The following is a 15,693-nucleotide window of genomic DNA, read 5'->3' as shown; positions in this document are numbered from 1 at the left end:
ATGGTCGAGACGGTCGCAGCCACCAGCTTCGAGCCCCAGCGTGGCACCGTTCCGGTGCTGGAGATCGTGCCGATCGACGAGCTGTCGATCGACCCGAGCTACCAGCGCAGCATCGAGAACCGCGCCAGCCAGAAGCTGATCCGCGAGATCGCCCAGCGCTGGCATTGGGGGCTGTGTCAGCCCCTCGTGGTCTCGGCGCGCGATGATGGTGCATCGCTGTTCGTGATCGACGGGCAGCACCGCCTGGAAGCCGCTCGCCTGCGCGGCGATATCGAGGCGCTGCCGTGCGTCCTGGTCGAATGCGACGGGGCCGAGGAGGAGGCCGCGAGCTTCGTCCAGCTCAACCAGAACCGCCGCCCGCTGACCGCGCTGGAGCTGTTTCGCGCCGCGATCGCCAGCGGCGAGGAGGAAGCCATCGCCATCGCGCAGGCGATCACCGCTGCCGGGCTGAGCATCGCACCGCATCTGACCTCGGTCGCGTGGCGGCCCGGCATGATCGCCAACATCGGCGGCATCGAGCGCGCTTGGCGGCAGTACGGCCCCGAGGTCACCGTGCAGGCGCTGCGTATCCTCGCCTGCGCCTTCGATGGCGAGGTGATCCACTACGCGGGGACCATCTTCCCCGGCATCGTCGCCCTCTGCGCCAATGGCGACACCGCCGGCCTCGCCTCGCTGCTTCGTCGCCGCGGGCAATCGCAGTGGCGTGGACTTATCCTGCGCGCGCGGGCCGATGACCCCAAGCTGAGCTATGGCCGTGCGAGTGCGCAGGTGCTCAAGCGCGAGCTGGACCTCGTCTACGGGAGAGTGCCGGAGACGGTCACAGCCCCGCCACCTCCCGCCCCGCCGCCGGCAGCGCCGCAGCCGTTCACCTTCAAGCCCGATCGGCTCGTCCCTGACGGCAAGGCGTGGTGCGAGCAGTGCGAGATGCGCATCACCAAGCCCGAGGCGGAGTCCTGCAAGAGCCGCTTCTGCTCGCTGCGGAGGGCCAATGCCCAAGGCTAAGGCCCATCCCGGACAGCTCGGCTTTGACTGGAACGTGCCCGTCCCGGCGCGCGGGGAAGGGGCGCTTGCGGGGTATGAGCGGCGCGTCAACGCGCTCGTGGGCACGATCATCGCGAGCGATGGCCGTAGCCGGTATGCGATCGCGGCGGCGATGAGCGAACTGCTCGACGAGGATGTCTCCAAGTCGATGCTCGATGCCTATTCGAGCCCCGCACGCGAGGATCACCGCGTGCCCTTTACCCGCCTCGCGGCGCTGGTGATCGTCACCGGCCGGCAAGACCTCGTGCGAGACGTGATGGGCGAGTGGGGCGTCTCCCTGCTGATCGGGGCCGAGACCGAGATCGCCCGCATCGGGCAGCTGCGCCAGCGGGTCGAGCAGGACAAGCGCGAGATCCGCGAGCTGGAGGCCCGCGCGCGGCCGATTCACGAACACCGGAAAGGCCAACAGTGAAGGCGATTCGCCAATCCTCGACCAATGCCCCTCAGGCCGAACGTTCTTCGCGGCCTACCGCTGCGCTGCATGAGGCTGATCTCTCCCAGGCATGGTTCACCGCGTCGGAGCTGGAGGCGCTCTGCCTTGCGGGCCTGCCGGGCGACAAGCGCTCGATCAACCGCCGCGCCCAGAATGAACGCTGGGCCTCGCGCCTCAGCGCTGATCGCAAGCTGCTGGTCCGCGCGCGGCAGGGGCGCGGCGGCGGGAACGAATACCACTTCAGCCTCCTGCCGGCAGAAGCGCAGGCCGATCTCGCCCGCCGCGGCTACGAGTGCCTCCAGCCCAAGGAAGAGCCAACCGCCAGCGCCGTGCTGTGGGCGCGATTCGACGCGCAGAAGGCAAGCGCGAAGGCCGAGGCCCAGCAGCGCCTCGCCATCATCAACGAGATCGAGCTTCACTGCGGCGCCGGGGCTACCAAGACCGCAGCCGTCGCGCGGGCCGCGATCGCGCAAGGCCTCGGCGCTTCGACAATCTACGAATGGCTGAAGGAAATCCGCGGCGTTCCGCGCGGCGACTGGCTCCCGGCGCTGGCCACCAATCGCAAGGGCGGCGGCAAGAAGGCCGAGATCGACCCCCAACTGTGGGAGCAGCTGAAGAGCAATTGGCTGCGGCCCGAGGAGCCGCCCTTCTCGGCATGCATGCTGCGGATCGAGGAGATCGCCCGGGATCGCGGCGTTGCCCTGCCGTCCCCGCGCACGCTGCTACGGCGGCTGCAGCGCGAGGTGCCGCGCTCGGTCCAGATCATGGCGCGCAAGGGCACCGAGGCGCTCGAACGCCACATCCCCGACGCGCGCCGGTCGGTCGAAAGCCTGCACGCGATGCAGGTGGTAAACATCGACGGCCATGTCTTCGACGTGTTCGTCGAGCACCCGAACGATCCGGCCAAGCGGGTGCGGCCGACGCTGATCGCGATCCAAGACGTCTACAGCCGCAAGTTCCTTGGCTGGCACCTCGATCTCTCCGAGAACGTCTATGCCACCCGGCTCGCCTTCGCGGACATGTTCCGCAACTTCGGCATCCCCAAGGTCTGCCTGCTCGACAACAGCCGCACCTTCGCCTCGAAGGCGCTGACCGCAGGGGCCGAGACGCGGTACCGTTACAAGGTCAATCCCGAGGAACCCGCTGGCCTTCTCGTCTCGCTGCAGATCGAGGTTCGCTTCGCCCAGATCTACCACGGCCAGTCGAAGCCGATCGAACGCGCGTTCCGCGAGCTGGCCGACCATATCGCCCGCGGCCCTGAGTGCGCCGGTGCCTACACCGGCAACAGCCCGATGAAGAAGCCCGCGAACTACGGTGCCCGCGCGGTGCCTTGGGCCGAGTTCGAGCAGATCGTGGCGCAGGGCATCGCCCGCTACAACGCGCGCCTCGGCCGGAAGGGCGGGGCCTGCAAGGGCCGCAGCTGCGATATCACCTTCGCCGAGAGCTACGCCGTCTCCGACATCCGGAAAGCGAATGAGACCCAGCTGCGGATGGCGCTGCTCGGCTCGCAGCCCATGCGCCTCGACAGCCGCACGGGTGAGGTCAAGCTCTACGGCAACCGGTACTACTCGCCCGCCTGTCTGGAGCATCTCGGCGCGCCGGTCACCGTTCGCTTTGATCCCACCAACCTGCACCGCGAGGTCCATGTCTACGACAAGGCGGGGCAGTACATCGCCCAGGCCGAGCTGATCGAGGATCGCGGATTCTTCGACCAGGCGCAGGCGATCGAGACGGGCAAGCGCCGCAAGGAAGCCCGCCGCACGGTCCGCGCCGCACTGGATGCCGAGCGCACCCTCGATGCGTCCGAGATCGCCGCAGCGCAGATCCAGATCGAAGCGCCGCCACGGCCCGAAACCAACATCATCAGCCCCGTCCGCCACCGCGCGACGGTCGGCTCGGCCGCGCTGAAGCCGCGGCCCGCCGCCGTGCCGGACGCGGGTGAAGAAGAGATCATCGCAGCCCTGGGCGCAGCGCGCCTGAGGATTGTCGACTGATGAAGTGATGCGCGGGACCGACGCCAATCACCCCCGCGCATCGTCCCACTGAAGGAACGAAAGGACACATACATGGCGACCAGAGCACAGGAAACCCTCACCGGGGTGATGGAGCAGCAGGGCGAGATGACGCCCGAGGACCGCTTCATCGAAGAGCAGATCGAGTGGTTGAAGGCGCACCGCGCGGACACCGGCGCGAGCTTCACGGAGATCGCCAGCTGGACCGGCATTGCGCACGGCACGGTCAGCAACCTGCTCGGCGTGAAGGGCTATGCGGGGAACCGCAAGAAGTACGCCGACATGATCGCCGCTTACCGCCAGACGCTGGCCTCGCAGTCCGAGCTGGTCGCCGATCTCCCGGAGAAGCCGGGATACTTCGAGACGCCCACCAGCGCGGCGATCACCCGTTACCTGCAGTGGGCGCAGCGCGGTCGCCTGGTGCTGATCGTCACCGGCGCCGGCCTCGGCAAGACCGAGACCGCGCAGAAGTTCCGCCGCGACAACCACAACAGCTTCATGGCAACCATGACCGCCTCGACCAGCGGGATCATGCCGATGCAGCAGCGGGTGCTGCGGTCGCTCGGGGAAAAGCAGGCGGTCGGCTCGCCCGCGCACCTGTCCGAGATGATCTGCGACAAGGTCCGCGATCTGCGCCACGCCGTGATCATGATCGATGAGGCGCAGCACCTGTCGATCAAGGCGCTCGAGGAAATCCGCAGCTGGCACGACGAGACCGGCGTCGGCATCGCCCTGATGGGTAACGAGCGGGTGCAGCAGTCGATCTACGGCGTGAGCCGCGCGGCAGACTTCGCGCAGATCTTCAGCCGGATCGGTCTCAACCTCACCCGCCCGCGCGCAGTGGACGGCGATGCCGAGGCGCTCGCGGCGGCATGGGGCATCACGGACGAGAAGATGATCGCCGCGGTGCGCGAGATGGCGAGCAAGCCGGGCGCGCTGCGCGGTGCCACCTTCGCGCTGGAGGTCGCGCATCTGATGGCCGTGACGCAGGGCACGGCGGTGACGCTGCAGCACCTGAAGAAGGCGTGGGCGCAGAATTCGAGGACAGGGCAGTGACCCGCCTCCTCGACCTCTACCGCCAGACCGCGCGCGAGCTTGATGCCGCGCGCGGTCCCGGCACCGCCCGGTCCGAAGCGATCGGAATGATCATCACCCTCGGCCTCTTTGCGATCGTCGCGATCGGCGTGGCCGCTATCACGGGAGACGCCTGATGGCCCTGTCCCTCGCATCGACCGCGCCTGCGCGGCCCGCTCACCTCGATCCCCGCGTCCGGCGGCGCAACTCCATGGTCGGAAAGGTCCACGTCGCCCGCAAGGCGCTGAACCTCGACGAGGACGACTATCGCCAGATCCTGATGCAGGAGACCGGCCACGATTCGGCAAAGCACTGCACCGAGCACCAGCTCGAAAAGGTGCTCGGCCGGTTCCAGGCGCTGGGCTGGAAGCCGCTGCCCAAGGCCACCGGCAAGGGCGTTGCCCAGAACCCGATGGCCCGGAAGGCGCGGGCGCTGTGGATCTCGCTCTACTACCTCGGCGCGGTGCGCAGCCGTGACGAGAAGGCGCTGGAGGCCTTCGCCAAGCGCCAGATCGGGTGCGAGCGGTTGGTCTGGGCCAAGCAATCCGATGGCTTCAAGCTGATCGAGGCACTGAAGAAAATGGCCGAGAAGGATGGCTGGGCGCAGCTCGATGCCAAGGGCAACAACCTCTCGGTGCTGAAGCTCAACGAGGGGCTGTGCGAGGCGATCCTCGCCAAGCTGGTGAAGGCGGGCGAGGCGCGGCCGGACTGGACGCTCAACGTCGCCGCATGGCGGCTGTGCGGCGTCGAGCTGGGTGGCGAAGGGCCGATGGGGGCCGAGGCCTATCAGAGCCTCGCCCAGCAGCTCGGCGCGAAGCTGCGCGCCGCCGGCGGTGCGGCATGAACGCGCCCGAGTGGTTCGACGTCGCCCCAGGCCATGCTGGCTTCGGCCTGCTGACCGCCACGCACGGGGCCTTCTCCATCATCCTTCGGACCTTGCTTCCCCACTCGATGCGGACCGAGTTCTTCGGGGCGAGCGAGGTGATGTCATGAACGCCCGCACCTCCTTCGAGCGGATCGCCCCGCTGTGCTACCACGAGGGCGAGACCAACCGCTGCCCGCAGTGCGGCAACAAGGGCTGGATCGTCGGCCGCATGACGGCCGAGTGCTCGCACTGCGAACACCCCCTCCCGCTGGCGCAGGCCACCATCACCGCCGCCCCGGCCGAGCAGGGCGAAGGCTGATGGACCGCGACAACGCCATCCAGTTCGCGCTGTCGCGCCGCCCCGAGAGCATCGGCATGGCGCGGCTGTGCCAGGAGCTGCTCGCCGACGTCGCCGGCAAGCCGGTGACCGCCAAGGCTCCGGTTCTCGTGCCGCTCCGGCCCTATCGCTCCAACCCGGGGCCGCGGGGCAAATGCAACAACCCCTGGGGCGCGGCAGGCAAGCCCCGGTGACCGAAGCGCTCGTCTCGACCGGCTCGCGCGTGCTCGACGAGATCGCCGGGGTGATTGGGACCCGGGCGGCGCTCGAATTCGGCTGCGCGTTCCGGGGCGAGCGGGTCTACATTCCCAAGGACCCGGCGCGCGAACCGCGCATTGCCGAGGCGATCGGCGAGGAGCTGGCGCGCGTGCTGTGCGATGCGATGTGGAGCACCCATGTCTCGATCCCGGTGCGCGCCGTGTTGCACCACGCTGTCAAGCAGCTCGACGACTCCGGCACGATGACGCGCCGGGAAATCGCACGTCACTTGAAAATCCGTGAGGCGCAGGTCTATGAGATCCTGAAGCGCTGGCGCGAGGACGAGGCGCAGCCGCGGCTCTTCTAGCAGGCTTGCTCCGCCCGCGGAGGTAACGGCCTGCCGCACTCCCCCGTTAGTCGCGGGGTATGACCCAGCCCCCTCTTTCCGAACGCACGCTCCTCGAAATAGCCGAGCATGAAGGGCTTGTGCTCGAAGCCTACCTCGACAGCGTCAACGTCTGGACGTGGGGCTTCGGTGTCACCGACAAGAGCGGCCATCTGGTCGGCCGCTATCGCGGCAAGCGCTCCACCATCGTGCGCGCGATCGAGGTCTATGAATGGCTGCTGCGCACCAAGTACCTCCCCGAGGTGATCGCCGCCTTCAGGGGGCGCGCGCTGACCGAGGCGCAGCGGACCGCCGCGCTCTCCTTCCACTGGAACACCGGCGCGATCGGGCAGGCCGACTGGGTGCAATCCTTCCTCCTCGGCCGCCGCGACAAGGCGTGGACCGAGTTCCTGCACTGGTCCCGCCCGCGCGAGATCATTGACCGCCGCAAGGCCGAGCGCGACCTGTTCTTCGACGGGCGCTGGTCGGGCGACGGGGTTGTCCTGATGTACGAGCGCGTCCGCCCGAACGGCACGATCGACTGGCGCAGCGCGCGGTCGATCGACATCCGCGATGAGGTCCGCGCCGCGCTGCGCAAGGCGGGTGCGGCATGATCCCCTGGAACCTGATCGGGCTGTTCTTCTCGGGCGCGCTTCAGAGGCTCCTGACGGGCCTCTCAGTGGCGGGCAAGTGGCTGCTGGCCGACTGGCGGAACCTTGCCGTCACGGCGCTGGCGCTGTTCGGTGCCTTCCACCATTTCATCCTTCAGCCCCGAATGAGCGCGCTGCTCGAGCAAAGCCAGCAGCTGGTCGAGGCCGCCCAGCTCGCCCACCTCGGCACCATCAGCAACTTCATCGACGCCAGCGCCGAGGCCCAGCGCCAGGCCGAAGCCAACGCCGCGCGCGTGAAAGCCGACCAGGAGAAAATCACCGATGCGACTCTCGCCGATCTTCGCAGCGATCATGCTGCTCTGCGCCTTCGCTTTGACCGCCTGCGGGCGCGAGGAGCCGCAGTCGATCCCGGCCGTGCCGACCCAGCTGGTCTGCCCGGCACCCGCGACGCCGCCGGCCGAGCTGCTGGAGCGCCCGCGGATCAAGACCTTCGCGCCGCCCGAGACCTGACACCGCAGCCGCTCTGCCCCTCGCAGTTCGTCTGCCTGACGATCGACCAGGCTGAGCAGGCTAGCCGCGACGCGCACAACCACGATCGCCTGATCGACTGGGTGATCGCCCAGTCTGCCGTCCGTTTCAGCCCCGAGGAACCCGCCGAATGAAGCCCGGCACCCACAACCTCGGGCACAATGCCTTTTCGGACATGACGATCGTCAAGGTTGAAGCCGGGGCACTGATCATCCGGCAGGCGGGCCGCGCCTTCAGTGAGCAGAAGATCACTCTCTCCGCCAATCAGATCGAGCTGTTGAAGGACGTCCTCGCATGACTGATCTGCGCACCATCAGCCCCGATGAGTTGCCCACCCTGTCCGAGGTTCCCGAGGACCTGCATTCAGTCGTCTTCTCGCCGGGTGGCCCGTTGCAGGCTGTCCCCTTCGAGAAGCTGCTGACCAAGCTGATCGCCGCCAACCTCACCAAGGCGAACAAGGCTGCCCTCGACGCCGACCTCGCTCATGCGGCCGACAGCGTGGCACTCGTGTTCTCCGACCCGACGCCTGCTCTCAATGGCTGGTACCGGAAGCTGGATGCATCAGGAGCAGGCAGCTGGGAGCAGTTCGAGGAGCTGGCGCGAAGCGCGCGCCTGCTTGCCCAGCAAGCGGTCGTAGCTGCGCAGGCATGGGTGGAAGGTCCCGAACCGGGGGGTGCTGGAACGAAAAGCGCGAAGGGTTGGGCCGAAACGGCGCAGGCCATCGCCGACGACATCGCCTCCGACCGCGCGATGATCAATAGCACGCTATCGGAGTTTGTCGCAGGCACCTGGACCAGCACCACGACCGGCTTTTATAGGCGGCAGGACAACGGACTAGAGGTCGCGCAACCGGCTTGGGCCTACCATAGCTATACGATCTCCGCTGATGATGTGCGGGATGAGGCGGGCAAACCGATCATCGAGCTGACCTTCCAGCTTAACACGCCTATCCCCGCGGTGGCGGCAGCTGTCTATTTGAATGGCAGCGGTGTGGTGATCGGCCAGGAGTACATCGGCGCGAACGTCAATATCGACCGCCAGACCCAGCGCCTCGATGCGCCGGCCGCGACCGCGACGGTATTGGCAAACTTCCAGATCGCTGTTTTCTCTCCGACCTTCCGCGTCCGGCGTGTCGTTGATCGCATTGCCGAGCGTCTCGCCGGGCAAGAAGCGCAGAATGTATTTGTGCCCGAAATGCAGTCGGCGCTGTCGGCCTACGCACCCGTCTCGCCGTCTTATGTCAACGGACGGATCGTTAATCGAACGACCGGCGCCATCACCGACAACGCGGACTTCCGCTACTTCGTCGTGAACGTCGATGCGGCTGCGGGCGAAATGGTGAAGGTGACGGCGGGTACGTTCAATTCCGGCGCCACTTTTGCAGGCCTGGTGTGCTTCAGCGGCGCTGATCTTGCTGGGGCTGTGACCGGGTCTTTTGTGACCGGCAACACCACCCCGCAGGACGTGGCCACCGTGATCGGCAATGGCGGCGTTCCGAACCTTCCCGCGAACACGAAGTCGGTCGCCTTCGTCAATCGGATCTTGGAAACCCCCTATCGGGTCGAGAAGTTCGCCGTGCAATCCGACCTCGCCGCGAAGGTTGTGGCGCTGGAAGCGGACGCAGGTTCGAGACGCTCCAAATGCGTGTGGGGTGAAAGTAACGGCACCATAACGAACGGCTTCTTCGACGAATTCCAAGCGCTCCACCCGACTGACGATGTGTACATGCAGGCTCTCGGCGGGCAGCCCTTTATAGGGTTTGTCGAAGTCCGAATGGGGCTCAAGAAAACCACCATCGATATCGCGGGCGGCCAAATTCCAATCAGCGGCACGGCGACATGCACGCTGGCGAACGACATGCTCCGCCCACCCGCTTCGATGACCAATTCGACTCAGGTCATGGTTCAAGGTGTGCGCTGCAACCTAACCCGCACGGGAGATCAGTCGAGCTTCTCATATACAATCTCGGCCATGGACCCGATTGCCTCGGCGCGCTCTGTGCCACCGGGTTCGGAGGTTACTGTCCTGACCGGCTTTGTTGCTGGGAGCAGTGCGGCGGCGGCCCCTCCGCTGGCGACCTTGCTGGGCGGCGACAACGTTTTCGTGTGCTTCTACAACGACCGATCATCGAACGATTATCCGGGCCTTGCCAACGCCTTGAGCGCCGCTGTCGAATATGTTTCGCGCTTCGGCGGGACCCAGCTCTGGTTAAGCCCGCCGCCCGTTCAGGCGATGCTGCCGACGACTGACAGCAATCCGGGATTCGCGTCGAGCGAGGCGGCCAGTTACGGCTTCCTTGATCACACACGCATGCTGCGCCGTCTCATGGCGTCCATTGCTCCGCGCCATTTCGACACGACCCAATGGCTGATCGACGCCGGAGCAACCACGGCCAAGACGATCAGCGCCGTGACGTTCCAGGTCGCCACCACGACCGCTGCGACATCGTACCTCAACCCGGTTGACCTCACGCACATGAACGCTCCCGGGCAAAGCGCATGGGCCGCTGCGATCAAGGCCTCGCTTGATGGAGCGGGATGATGATGCGCTTCGAAAAAGCCTGTGCTGGAAAGCGGACAGATGACTGACCTGTCTTTCCGCGATTTCCTGATCGGCTGGCTGCCGACGATGGCAGCGGTGAGCGTGGCCCCGCCGCCAGCGCCCGCGCTTGGCCAGATGTTCCTGGTCGACCTCGGCGGCGTGCCTGTGCCCGTCGTCACCTGCCTCTTCGCCGTGCTCGGCATTGGCCTCTCGCGCCTGCTCGCCCGCCGCACCGAGGCGCAGTTGGGCTGGTCCAGCTTTGCCGCAGTGACCGCGATCATGCTGATCGTGGTGCTCCTGTGGATCGTCGAAAGCCGCCCGAGCTGGCTCTACGCTTTCGTGGTTTCGATCGGGATGGGCTTCTCCGGATACTCGCTCATCGAGCTGTTCGGCGAGCAGGTCCGCAGCTTCGTTACCGACATCTTCGACAAGGCCCGATCGACGATCGGCCGCGGCCCGTCCCAGGGAGACGACAAGTGATTTCCAACCCGATCGAGATTGTGATCATCCTCTTCATTCTGGCCGGCATCAGCACCGTGATCTGGCTGGGCTGGAAGGGCGGTGCGGCCAACCCTGTCACCACCGGCAGCCTCGATGACCGCCTCAACTCGTTCGATACCGAACTGTCCGGCATGCGCTCGCAGGTCGACCAGATCGAGGACCGCGTCGAGAAGATCGAGGGCCACTATGCGAAGGCATCCGACATCGAGCGGCTTGAAAAGCAGCTGCGCGCACAGGGCCGCAAGATGGACAAGATGGCCGAGGATATCGCCACGATCCGCGAGGAAGCGGCCGAGCGCGGCGCGCTGGCGAAGGCCACCACCAAGCAGCTCGACCTCATCTACAAGACGATCGTCGAGAAGGGGATGAACGCATGAGCCTCGCCGCCGCAGCAGCTGCCCAGCTGCTCACCATCCAGCGCCTCGAGGTGCTCCAGCTGCTGGCGGACCAGCCCAGCGGCTCGGCCAACGATGCTGCCCTGTGCGAGGCGCTCAATGCCATGTCCCACGTGGTGAGCCGGGATCGCATGCGCGAGTTGCTCTTCTGGCTGCAGGCGCAAGGCGCGCTCCACGTGCTGGACCTCCGGATGAGCAGCGGGATGATCGTCGCCACCCTGACCGAGCGCGGGCACGATATCGCGCGCGGCCGCAGCCGCATCGCCGGCGTCGCCGCGATTGACGGCAGGGAGGCGTGATCCGGTGGCCTCCTCACGCGCAGCCAAGGAAGCCCGGCGCAGGGCAGCGCTGAAGAAGACGACGCCGTCGACGATCGACCGGCTCGATCCCGAGATCCGCGAGCTGATCGCCCAGCTGCGCATCGACAAGGGTTTCACGATCGACGAGATCCGCGCCGCCCTGATGAAGGTTGTTGGCGAGGACCGCGTGCCGAGCCGATCGGCGCTGGGCCGCCACGTGCGCGGGCTCGCCGAAGTCTCGGCCGATTTGCGCGAAACCCAGATCTATGCCGAGGCGCTGGCGCGGGAGGCCGGGAGCAAGACCGGCAACCAGCTGCTCGACATGAACGCGCAGCTGCTGCAGGCCAACATGTTCAAGCTGATGCTGGCCGAGCGCGAGGGCGAAGGCATCCTGCTCACGCCAAAGGAAGCCAAGGAGTTCTCGGAGGCGCTGCGCAACGTCGCCCTTATGCGCAAAACCGAGCAGGATGTGATCGCCAAGGCCGAACAGCGCGCGGCCGAAAAGGAGCGGTTGGCCAGCGCCGACAAGGCCACCAGCGCAGCCCGGGCCAAGGGCCTTTCGAAAGACACGGTCGATGCGATCCGCAAGGCCGTGCTGGGGAGCGACGCGTGAAGCTGTCCCCTGAAGATCAGGCGGCGCGCGACGCGGCCATTCGTGCCCGCGAAATCCAGGGCGAGCGCGCGGCGGCCGAGGCAGCGATCATGCGCTTGCCCAAGGGCGACCTGCTGCTCGGCTACCAGCAGCGCACCGTCGATCTGCTGTTTGCCGGTACCGCGCTCCTCGTCATCGAGAAGAGCCGGCGCATCGGGCTCACCTGGGGCGTGGCAGCGTTCGCCGCGCTGAAGGCCGCCAGCAGCGTCGAGGCCGGTGGCCAGAACGTCTGGTACATGGGCTACGACAAGGACATGACCCTCGAATTCATCGAGGTCTGCGCGATGTGGGCGCGCGCCTTCGGCCTGATCGCAGGGGAGCTGCAGGAAGAAGAAGTCCTCTACGTCGACGACAATGGCAGGGAGCAGGGCGTCAAGGCCTTCAGCATCCGCTTCGCCTCGGGCTTCCGCATCACCGCCCTGCCATCCGTCCCGCGCGCGCTGCGCGGTAAGCAGGGCATCGTCATCATCGATGAGGCGGCGTTCCACAAGAACGTGAACGAGGTGCTCAAATCGGCGATGGCGCTGCTGATCTGGGGTGGCCAGATCGTGGTGATCTCCACCCATGACGGCGTGAGCAATCCCTTCAACGTGCTGCTCGAGGAGATCCGCGGCGGCAAGCGGCGCGGCACGCCGCTCAAGATCACGTTCGCCGATGCCATGGCGGACGGTCTCTACGAGCGCGTGGCTCTGGTTACGAAGACCAAGGGTAGCGAGCTGCCGCCGAAGGAGGTGTGGGAAGCCGATATCCGTGCGGTGTATGGCGATGATGCGGCCGAGGAACTCGACTGCATCCCAGCCCTTGGCAGCGGCGCGCTGATCAGCCTTGAAGACATCCTCGCCTGCGAAAGCCAGGATGCCGGCCTGCCCGAGCTCTACCTGGGCGGGTTGTGCTATGGCGGCCGCGACGTGGCCCGCCGCCGCGATGGCCAGATCCAGCTTGTGGGCGAGAAGATCGGCGACGTGCTGTGGGAGCGCGATGGCTACCGCGAGACCGGCCAGACGTTCGCGCACCAGGACGCGTGGTTTGACGACAGCTTCAAGCGCTTCCGCATGGTGCAATGGCGGATCGACCAGACCGGCATGGGCGAGAAGGTGGTCGAGGACCAGCAGCGCAAGCACGGTGCCTCTCGCGTCGTCGGCGTGCAACTGGTCGGCCCCAACCGCGTTGACCTTGCGTTCGGTCTCCAGCGCCTTTTCCAGCAGCGCAAGATCCGCATCCGTTCCGACGCGATCACCCGCGCCGATCTGATGGCGATCAAGAAGCTGGGCAGCGAGGAGAGCGGCGGCGTCCGCATCGTCAACGATGGCGACGTCCACGCAGACGAGTTCTGGGCCTATGCCCTCATGGCGCAAGCCATGGAGATGGCGGGCGCGCTCTACGAATATCGCGGCTTCTCGCGCGAAGGGCAGGCCACCGGCGGGCCGAAGCGCGGTGAGGAAGGCTGGCAGCACCCTGACGACATCTCGTCCCGCGCCGCCAACGGCAGCCGCTTTCAGGAGCGCGGCGCATGGTGAAGAGCCTCGACGGTCTGCACCTGTGCGAGGAGTGCGGCGATGAATTCCCCAAGCGCGAGATGATCGGCCCGATCTGCCGCGACTGCCACGAACTTCTCGGAGACGACTGATGGCCAGCAAGCCGCCCGCCCTGATCATGCCCGATGGCCGCCCGCTCGCCCGCGACAACCTCGGCATCGAGCTGGCCGCCCCGGCGCGTACCAGCGTGCGCACCATCCAGTCCGGCCACCCGGCGCAGGGCCTCACCCCGCAGCGCCTCGGCCGCCTGCTGCGCGAGGCCGAGGATGGCGATGCGGTCGCCTATTATGAACTGGCTGAGGAGATGGAGGAGAAGGATCTCCACTACCTCGCCGTGCTGCGCACCCGCAAGCTGGCGGTCGCCCGCTTGCCGATCGAGGTCGAGCCGGCCGACGACAGCGCCGAGGCGAAGAAGGACGCGGCCCTGATCGAGACCTGGCTGAAGCGCGACATGCTCCAGCTTGAGTTGTTCGACATGCTCGACGCGATCGGCAAGGGTGTGAGCACGACCGAGATGGTCTGGGACATGAAGCCCGACCTCTGGCAGCCCTCGAAGCTGCACTGGCGCGATCCCCGCTTCTTCGAGTTCGACCGGGTCAATGGCACGGATCTGCTGCTGCGCGGCGGGGAGAGTGGCGCGGGCGAACCGAGCCCGCTGCCGGCAGGCAAGTTCATCACCCATTACCACCCGTCCAAGAGCGGGTTGCCGATCCGCTCCGGCCTCGCCCGGATCGCGGCCTGGGGCTACATGTTCAAGAACTTCGCGATCAAGGACTGGGTGACCTTCCTCGAAAGCTTCGGCCACCCCCTGCGCATCGGCAAGTACGGCCCGAACGAGAGCGAGGAGAACAAGAACATCCTGCACCGCGCGCTGCTGGAGCTGGGCTCGGACGCCGCCGCCGCCTTCCCCGAGACCATGTCGATCGAGTTCGTCGACCGCAAGGCCGGGACCGCGCCGAACGATCTGTGGCGCAGCCAGGCCGAGTACATCGATGACCAGCTGTCGAAGGCGGTGCTCGGCCAGACCAACACAACCGATGCCAAGGCGGGCGGGCTCGGCTCCGGGCAGGCGCAGGTGCATGACGGGGTGCGCGGCGACATCGAAGACTTCGATGCGATGATGCTGGCCGGGACGCTGAACCGCGACCTCGTCGTGCCCATGGTCATGTTCAACCATGGGCCGCGCAAGGCCTATCCCCGGCTCAAGATCGGCCGCCCGGACGAGGTCGATGTCGCGGTCGAGATCAGCAGCGCCGAGAAGCTGGCGGGCATGGGCGTGCAGATCGATGGCGAGGAGATGCGCGAGCGCGCCGGTCTGCCCGCTGCCAAATCGCCCGACACCGCGCTGCGCCCGGCCAATGCTGCAGCGCTGCCCGGCGAGGGCGATGCCGCTGACGGTGATACGCCGGATGCCGGAGCCGCGCCGCTGGGGGCAGAGGTCCAGAAGCTGGCATTGAACGGCGCGCAGATCAGCTCGCTGCTCGAAATCGTGTCGCAGGTGGAGAGCGGGGCGATGGGCGAAGGCCCGGCGCGGGCGGTGATCAAGGCTAGCTTCCCGGCGTTCTCGGACGACGAAGTGACGGCGCTGCTGGCAGGGGCCGGAAAAAAGCCCGAGAACGCGCGCAAGCCCGCGCCGGGGGCGATGCCGCCTGAAAATCCGCAGACAGGCGTCTTAGACCCTCTCAAATCGCCGCTGGGGGGCAATCGGCCCGACCGGCCAGCCCTCAATTCGCAGACTGACCCGGATGGTGACGCGATCGATGCGACCATCGACGAGTTCCTGAACGACTGGGAGCCGCAGATGGACGCCCTGCTCGCGCCGGTCGATGCGCTGATCGCCGAGGCTGGCGATCTGTCGCAGGTGCAGGCGCGGCTCAGCCAGATCATCGGGGCGATGGACACCTCGGCGTTCGAAGAGCTGCTCGCCCAGGGCGGGTTCGCGGCGCGGCTGATCGCCGAGGCTGATCGCAAGGGAGGCGAGTGATCGATGCCGATCCTGCGCGCCAGCCAGTTCGCCATCGCCTTCGACTTCGCCCGCAGCGAAGCCGCCGCGGTGCGCGGGCCGGATGGCGTCGTCACGATCCTCGATCCGGATCTGCCGCGCTTCGACCATGACGAGGCGGGCAAGCCGCGCGGCCTGCTGGTCACCCCGGGCAGCGACATCGGCGGCCAGGATCGCAGTGCCTTCGATCCGCTGATGCTGCCGGCCGAGCTGACCGAGGGCGCTGATCTGACCGCGCGCGAGGCCACCGTCTACCATGCCTTCGTCCCGCTTTCCGCTTCGCT

21 protein-coding genes are annotated in these 15,693 nt (G+C 67.0%); all 21 read left to right on the top strand.

What is annotated here, in order from left to right; genetic code table 11:
* Nucleotides 1-1,002: a ParB/RepB/Spo0J family partition protein gene (locus tag NBV68_RS03290; RefSeq protein ID WP_296307179.1), complete on the top strand. Its 1,002-nt coding sequence runs from the start codon at nucleotides 1-3 to the stop codon at nucleotides 1,000-1,002.
* Complete coding sequence (locus NBV68_RS03285) at nucleotides 989-1,453, top strand: hypothetical protein (protein ID WP_296307178.1); 465 nt, start codon at nucleotides 989-991, stop codon at nucleotides 1,451-1,453. The genes NBV68_RS03290 and NBV68_RS03285 overlap by 14 nt, the downstream gene beginning before the upstream one ends.
* Nucleotides 1,450-3,468: a transposase domain-containing protein gene (locus NBV68_RS03280; protein ID WP_296307176.1), complete on the top strand. Its 2,019-nt coding sequence runs from the start codon at nucleotides 1,450-1,452 to the stop codon at nucleotides 3,466-3,468. The genes NBV68_RS03285 and NBV68_RS03280 overlap by 4 nt, the downstream gene beginning before the upstream one ends.
* A 72-nt stretch (nucleotides 3,469-3,540) precedes the next feature.
* Nucleotides 3,541-4,542 carry an AAA family ATPase gene (locus NBV68_RS03275; protein WP_296307174.1) on the top strand — a complete coding sequence of 334 codons (1,002 nt, stop codon included), beginning with the start codon at nucleotides 3,541-3,543 and terminating at the stop codon, nucleotides 4,540-4,542.
* Entirely contained in the window at nucleotides 4,539-4,697 is a 159-nt protein-coding gene (locus NBV68_RS03270) for a hypothetical protein (RefSeq protein ID WP_296307172.1), read from the top strand. The genes NBV68_RS03275 and NBV68_RS03270 overlap by 4 nt, the downstream gene beginning before the upstream one ends.
* Entirely contained in the window at nucleotides 4,697-5,404 is a 708-nt protein-coding gene (locus NBV68_RS03265) for a regulatory protein GemA (RefSeq protein WP_296307170.1), read from the top strand. The genes NBV68_RS03270 and NBV68_RS03265 overlap by 1 nt, the downstream gene beginning before the upstream one ends.
* On the top strand, nucleotides 5,401-5,553 hold the full coding sequence (locus NBV68_RS03260) for a hypothetical protein (protein ID WP_296307168.1): 153 nt from the start codon (nucleotides 5,401-5,403) through the stop codon (nucleotides 5,551-5,553). Before NBV68_RS03265 ends, NBV68_RS03260 begins: the two co-directional genes overlap by 4 nt.
* The gene (locus tag NBV68_RS03255; protein ID WP_296307167.1) at nucleotides 5,550-5,744 is read left to right on the top strand and encodes a hypothetical protein; all 195 of its coding nucleotides are present in this window, start codon (nucleotides 5,550-5,552) and stop codon (nucleotides 5,742-5,744) included. The genes NBV68_RS03260 and NBV68_RS03255 overlap by 4 nt, the downstream gene beginning before the upstream one ends.
* Nucleotides 5,744-5,956 (top strand): hypothetical protein, encoded by a 213-nt coding sequence (locus tag NBV68_RS03250; RefSeq protein ID WP_296307165.1) that lies wholly within the window; start codon nucleotides 5,744-5,746, stop codon nucleotides 5,954-5,956. Before NBV68_RS03255 ends, NBV68_RS03250 begins: the two co-directional genes overlap by 1 nt.
* Nucleotides 5,953-6,327 carry a helix-turn-helix domain-containing protein gene (locus NBV68_RS03245; protein ID WP_296307163.1) on the top strand — a complete coding sequence of 125 codons (375 nt, stop codon included), beginning with the start codon at nucleotides 5,953-5,955 and terminating at the stop codon, nucleotides 6,325-6,327. The genes NBV68_RS03250 and NBV68_RS03245 overlap by 4 nt, the downstream gene beginning before the upstream one ends.
* A 59-nt stretch (nucleotides 6,328-6,386) precedes the next feature.
* Nucleotides 6,387-6,959, top strand: a complete 573-nt coding sequence (locus NBV68_RS03240) for a hypothetical protein (RefSeq protein ID WP_296307161.1) — start codon at nucleotides 6,387-6,389, stop codon at nucleotides 6,957-6,959.
* The gene (locus NBV68_RS03235; protein WP_296307160.1) at nucleotides 6,956-7,618 is read left to right on the top strand and encodes a hypothetical protein; all 663 of its coding nucleotides are present in this window, start codon (nucleotides 6,956-6,958) and stop codon (nucleotides 7,616-7,618) included. The genes NBV68_RS03240 and NBV68_RS03235 overlap by 4 nt, the downstream gene beginning before the upstream one ends.
* The gene (locus NBV68_RS03230; RefSeq protein WP_296307159.1) at nucleotides 7,615-7,782 is read left to right on the top strand and encodes a hypothetical protein; all 168 of its coding nucleotides are present in this window, start codon (nucleotides 7,615-7,617) and stop codon (nucleotides 7,780-7,782) included. Before NBV68_RS03235 ends, NBV68_RS03230 begins: the two co-directional genes overlap by 4 nt.
* Nucleotides 7,779-10,025, top strand: coding sequence for a hypothetical protein (locus NBV68_RS03225; protein ID WP_296307157.1), 2,247 nt, complete (start codon nucleotides 7,779-7,781; stop codon nucleotides 10,023-10,025). The genes NBV68_RS03230 and NBV68_RS03225 overlap by 4 nt, the downstream gene beginning before the upstream one ends.
* Nucleotides 10,026-10,064: 39 nt before the next feature.
* On the top strand, nucleotides 10,065-10,505 hold the full coding sequence (locus NBV68_RS03220) for a hypothetical protein (protein WP_296307156.1): 441 nt from the start codon (nucleotides 10,065-10,067) through the stop codon (nucleotides 10,503-10,505).
* A complete protein-coding gene (locus NBV68_RS03215; RefSeq protein ID WP_296307155.1) occupies nucleotides 10,502-10,903 on the top strand; it encodes a hypothetical protein in 402 nt (133 codons plus the stop codon). The genes NBV68_RS03220 and NBV68_RS03215 overlap by 4 nt, the downstream gene beginning before the upstream one ends.
* Nucleotides 10,900-11,220 carry an ArsR family transcriptional regulator gene (locus NBV68_RS03210; protein ID WP_296307154.1) on the top strand — a complete coding sequence of 107 codons (321 nt, stop codon included), beginning with the start codon at nucleotides 10,900-10,902 and terminating at the stop codon, nucleotides 11,218-11,220. Before NBV68_RS03215 ends, NBV68_RS03210 begins: the two co-directional genes overlap by 4 nt.
* A 4-nt stretch (nucleotides 11,221-11,224) precedes the next feature.
* On the top strand, nucleotides 11,225-11,833 hold the full coding sequence (locus NBV68_RS03205; protein WP_296307152.1) for a phage protein Gp27 family protein: 609 nt from the start codon (nucleotides 11,225-11,227) through the stop codon (nucleotides 11,831-11,833).
* Nucleotides 11,830-13,389, top strand: coding sequence for a terminase family protein (locus NBV68_RS03200; protein WP_296307151.1), 1,560 nt, complete (start codon nucleotides 11,830-11,832; stop codon nucleotides 13,387-13,389). Before NBV68_RS03205 ends, NBV68_RS03200 begins: the two co-directional genes overlap by 4 nt.
* Nucleotides 13,390-13,498: 109 nt before the next feature.
* Nucleotides 13,499-15,391 carry a DUF935 domain-containing protein gene (locus NBV68_RS03195; RefSeq protein WP_296307149.1) on the top strand — a complete coding sequence of 631 codons (1,893 nt, stop codon included), beginning with the start codon at nucleotides 13,499-13,501 and terminating at the stop codon, nucleotides 15,389-15,391.
* A 3-nt stretch (nucleotides 15,392-15,394) separates the two neighbouring features.
* Nucleotides 15,395-15,693 (top strand): hypothetical protein (locus NBV68_RS03190; RefSeq protein WP_296307147.1); only part of this gene is annotated, 299 nt, incomplete at its 3' end.

Source organism: Erythrobacter sp., from assembly GCF_023653175.1.
In the GTDB taxonomy this organism is placed as follows: Bacteria; Pseudomonadota; Alphaproteobacteria; order Sphingomonadales; family Sphingomonadaceae; genus Erythrobacter.
Note: the sequence above shows the minus strand (reverse complement) of the source record. Positions and strands in the feature narration are given on the sequence as shown.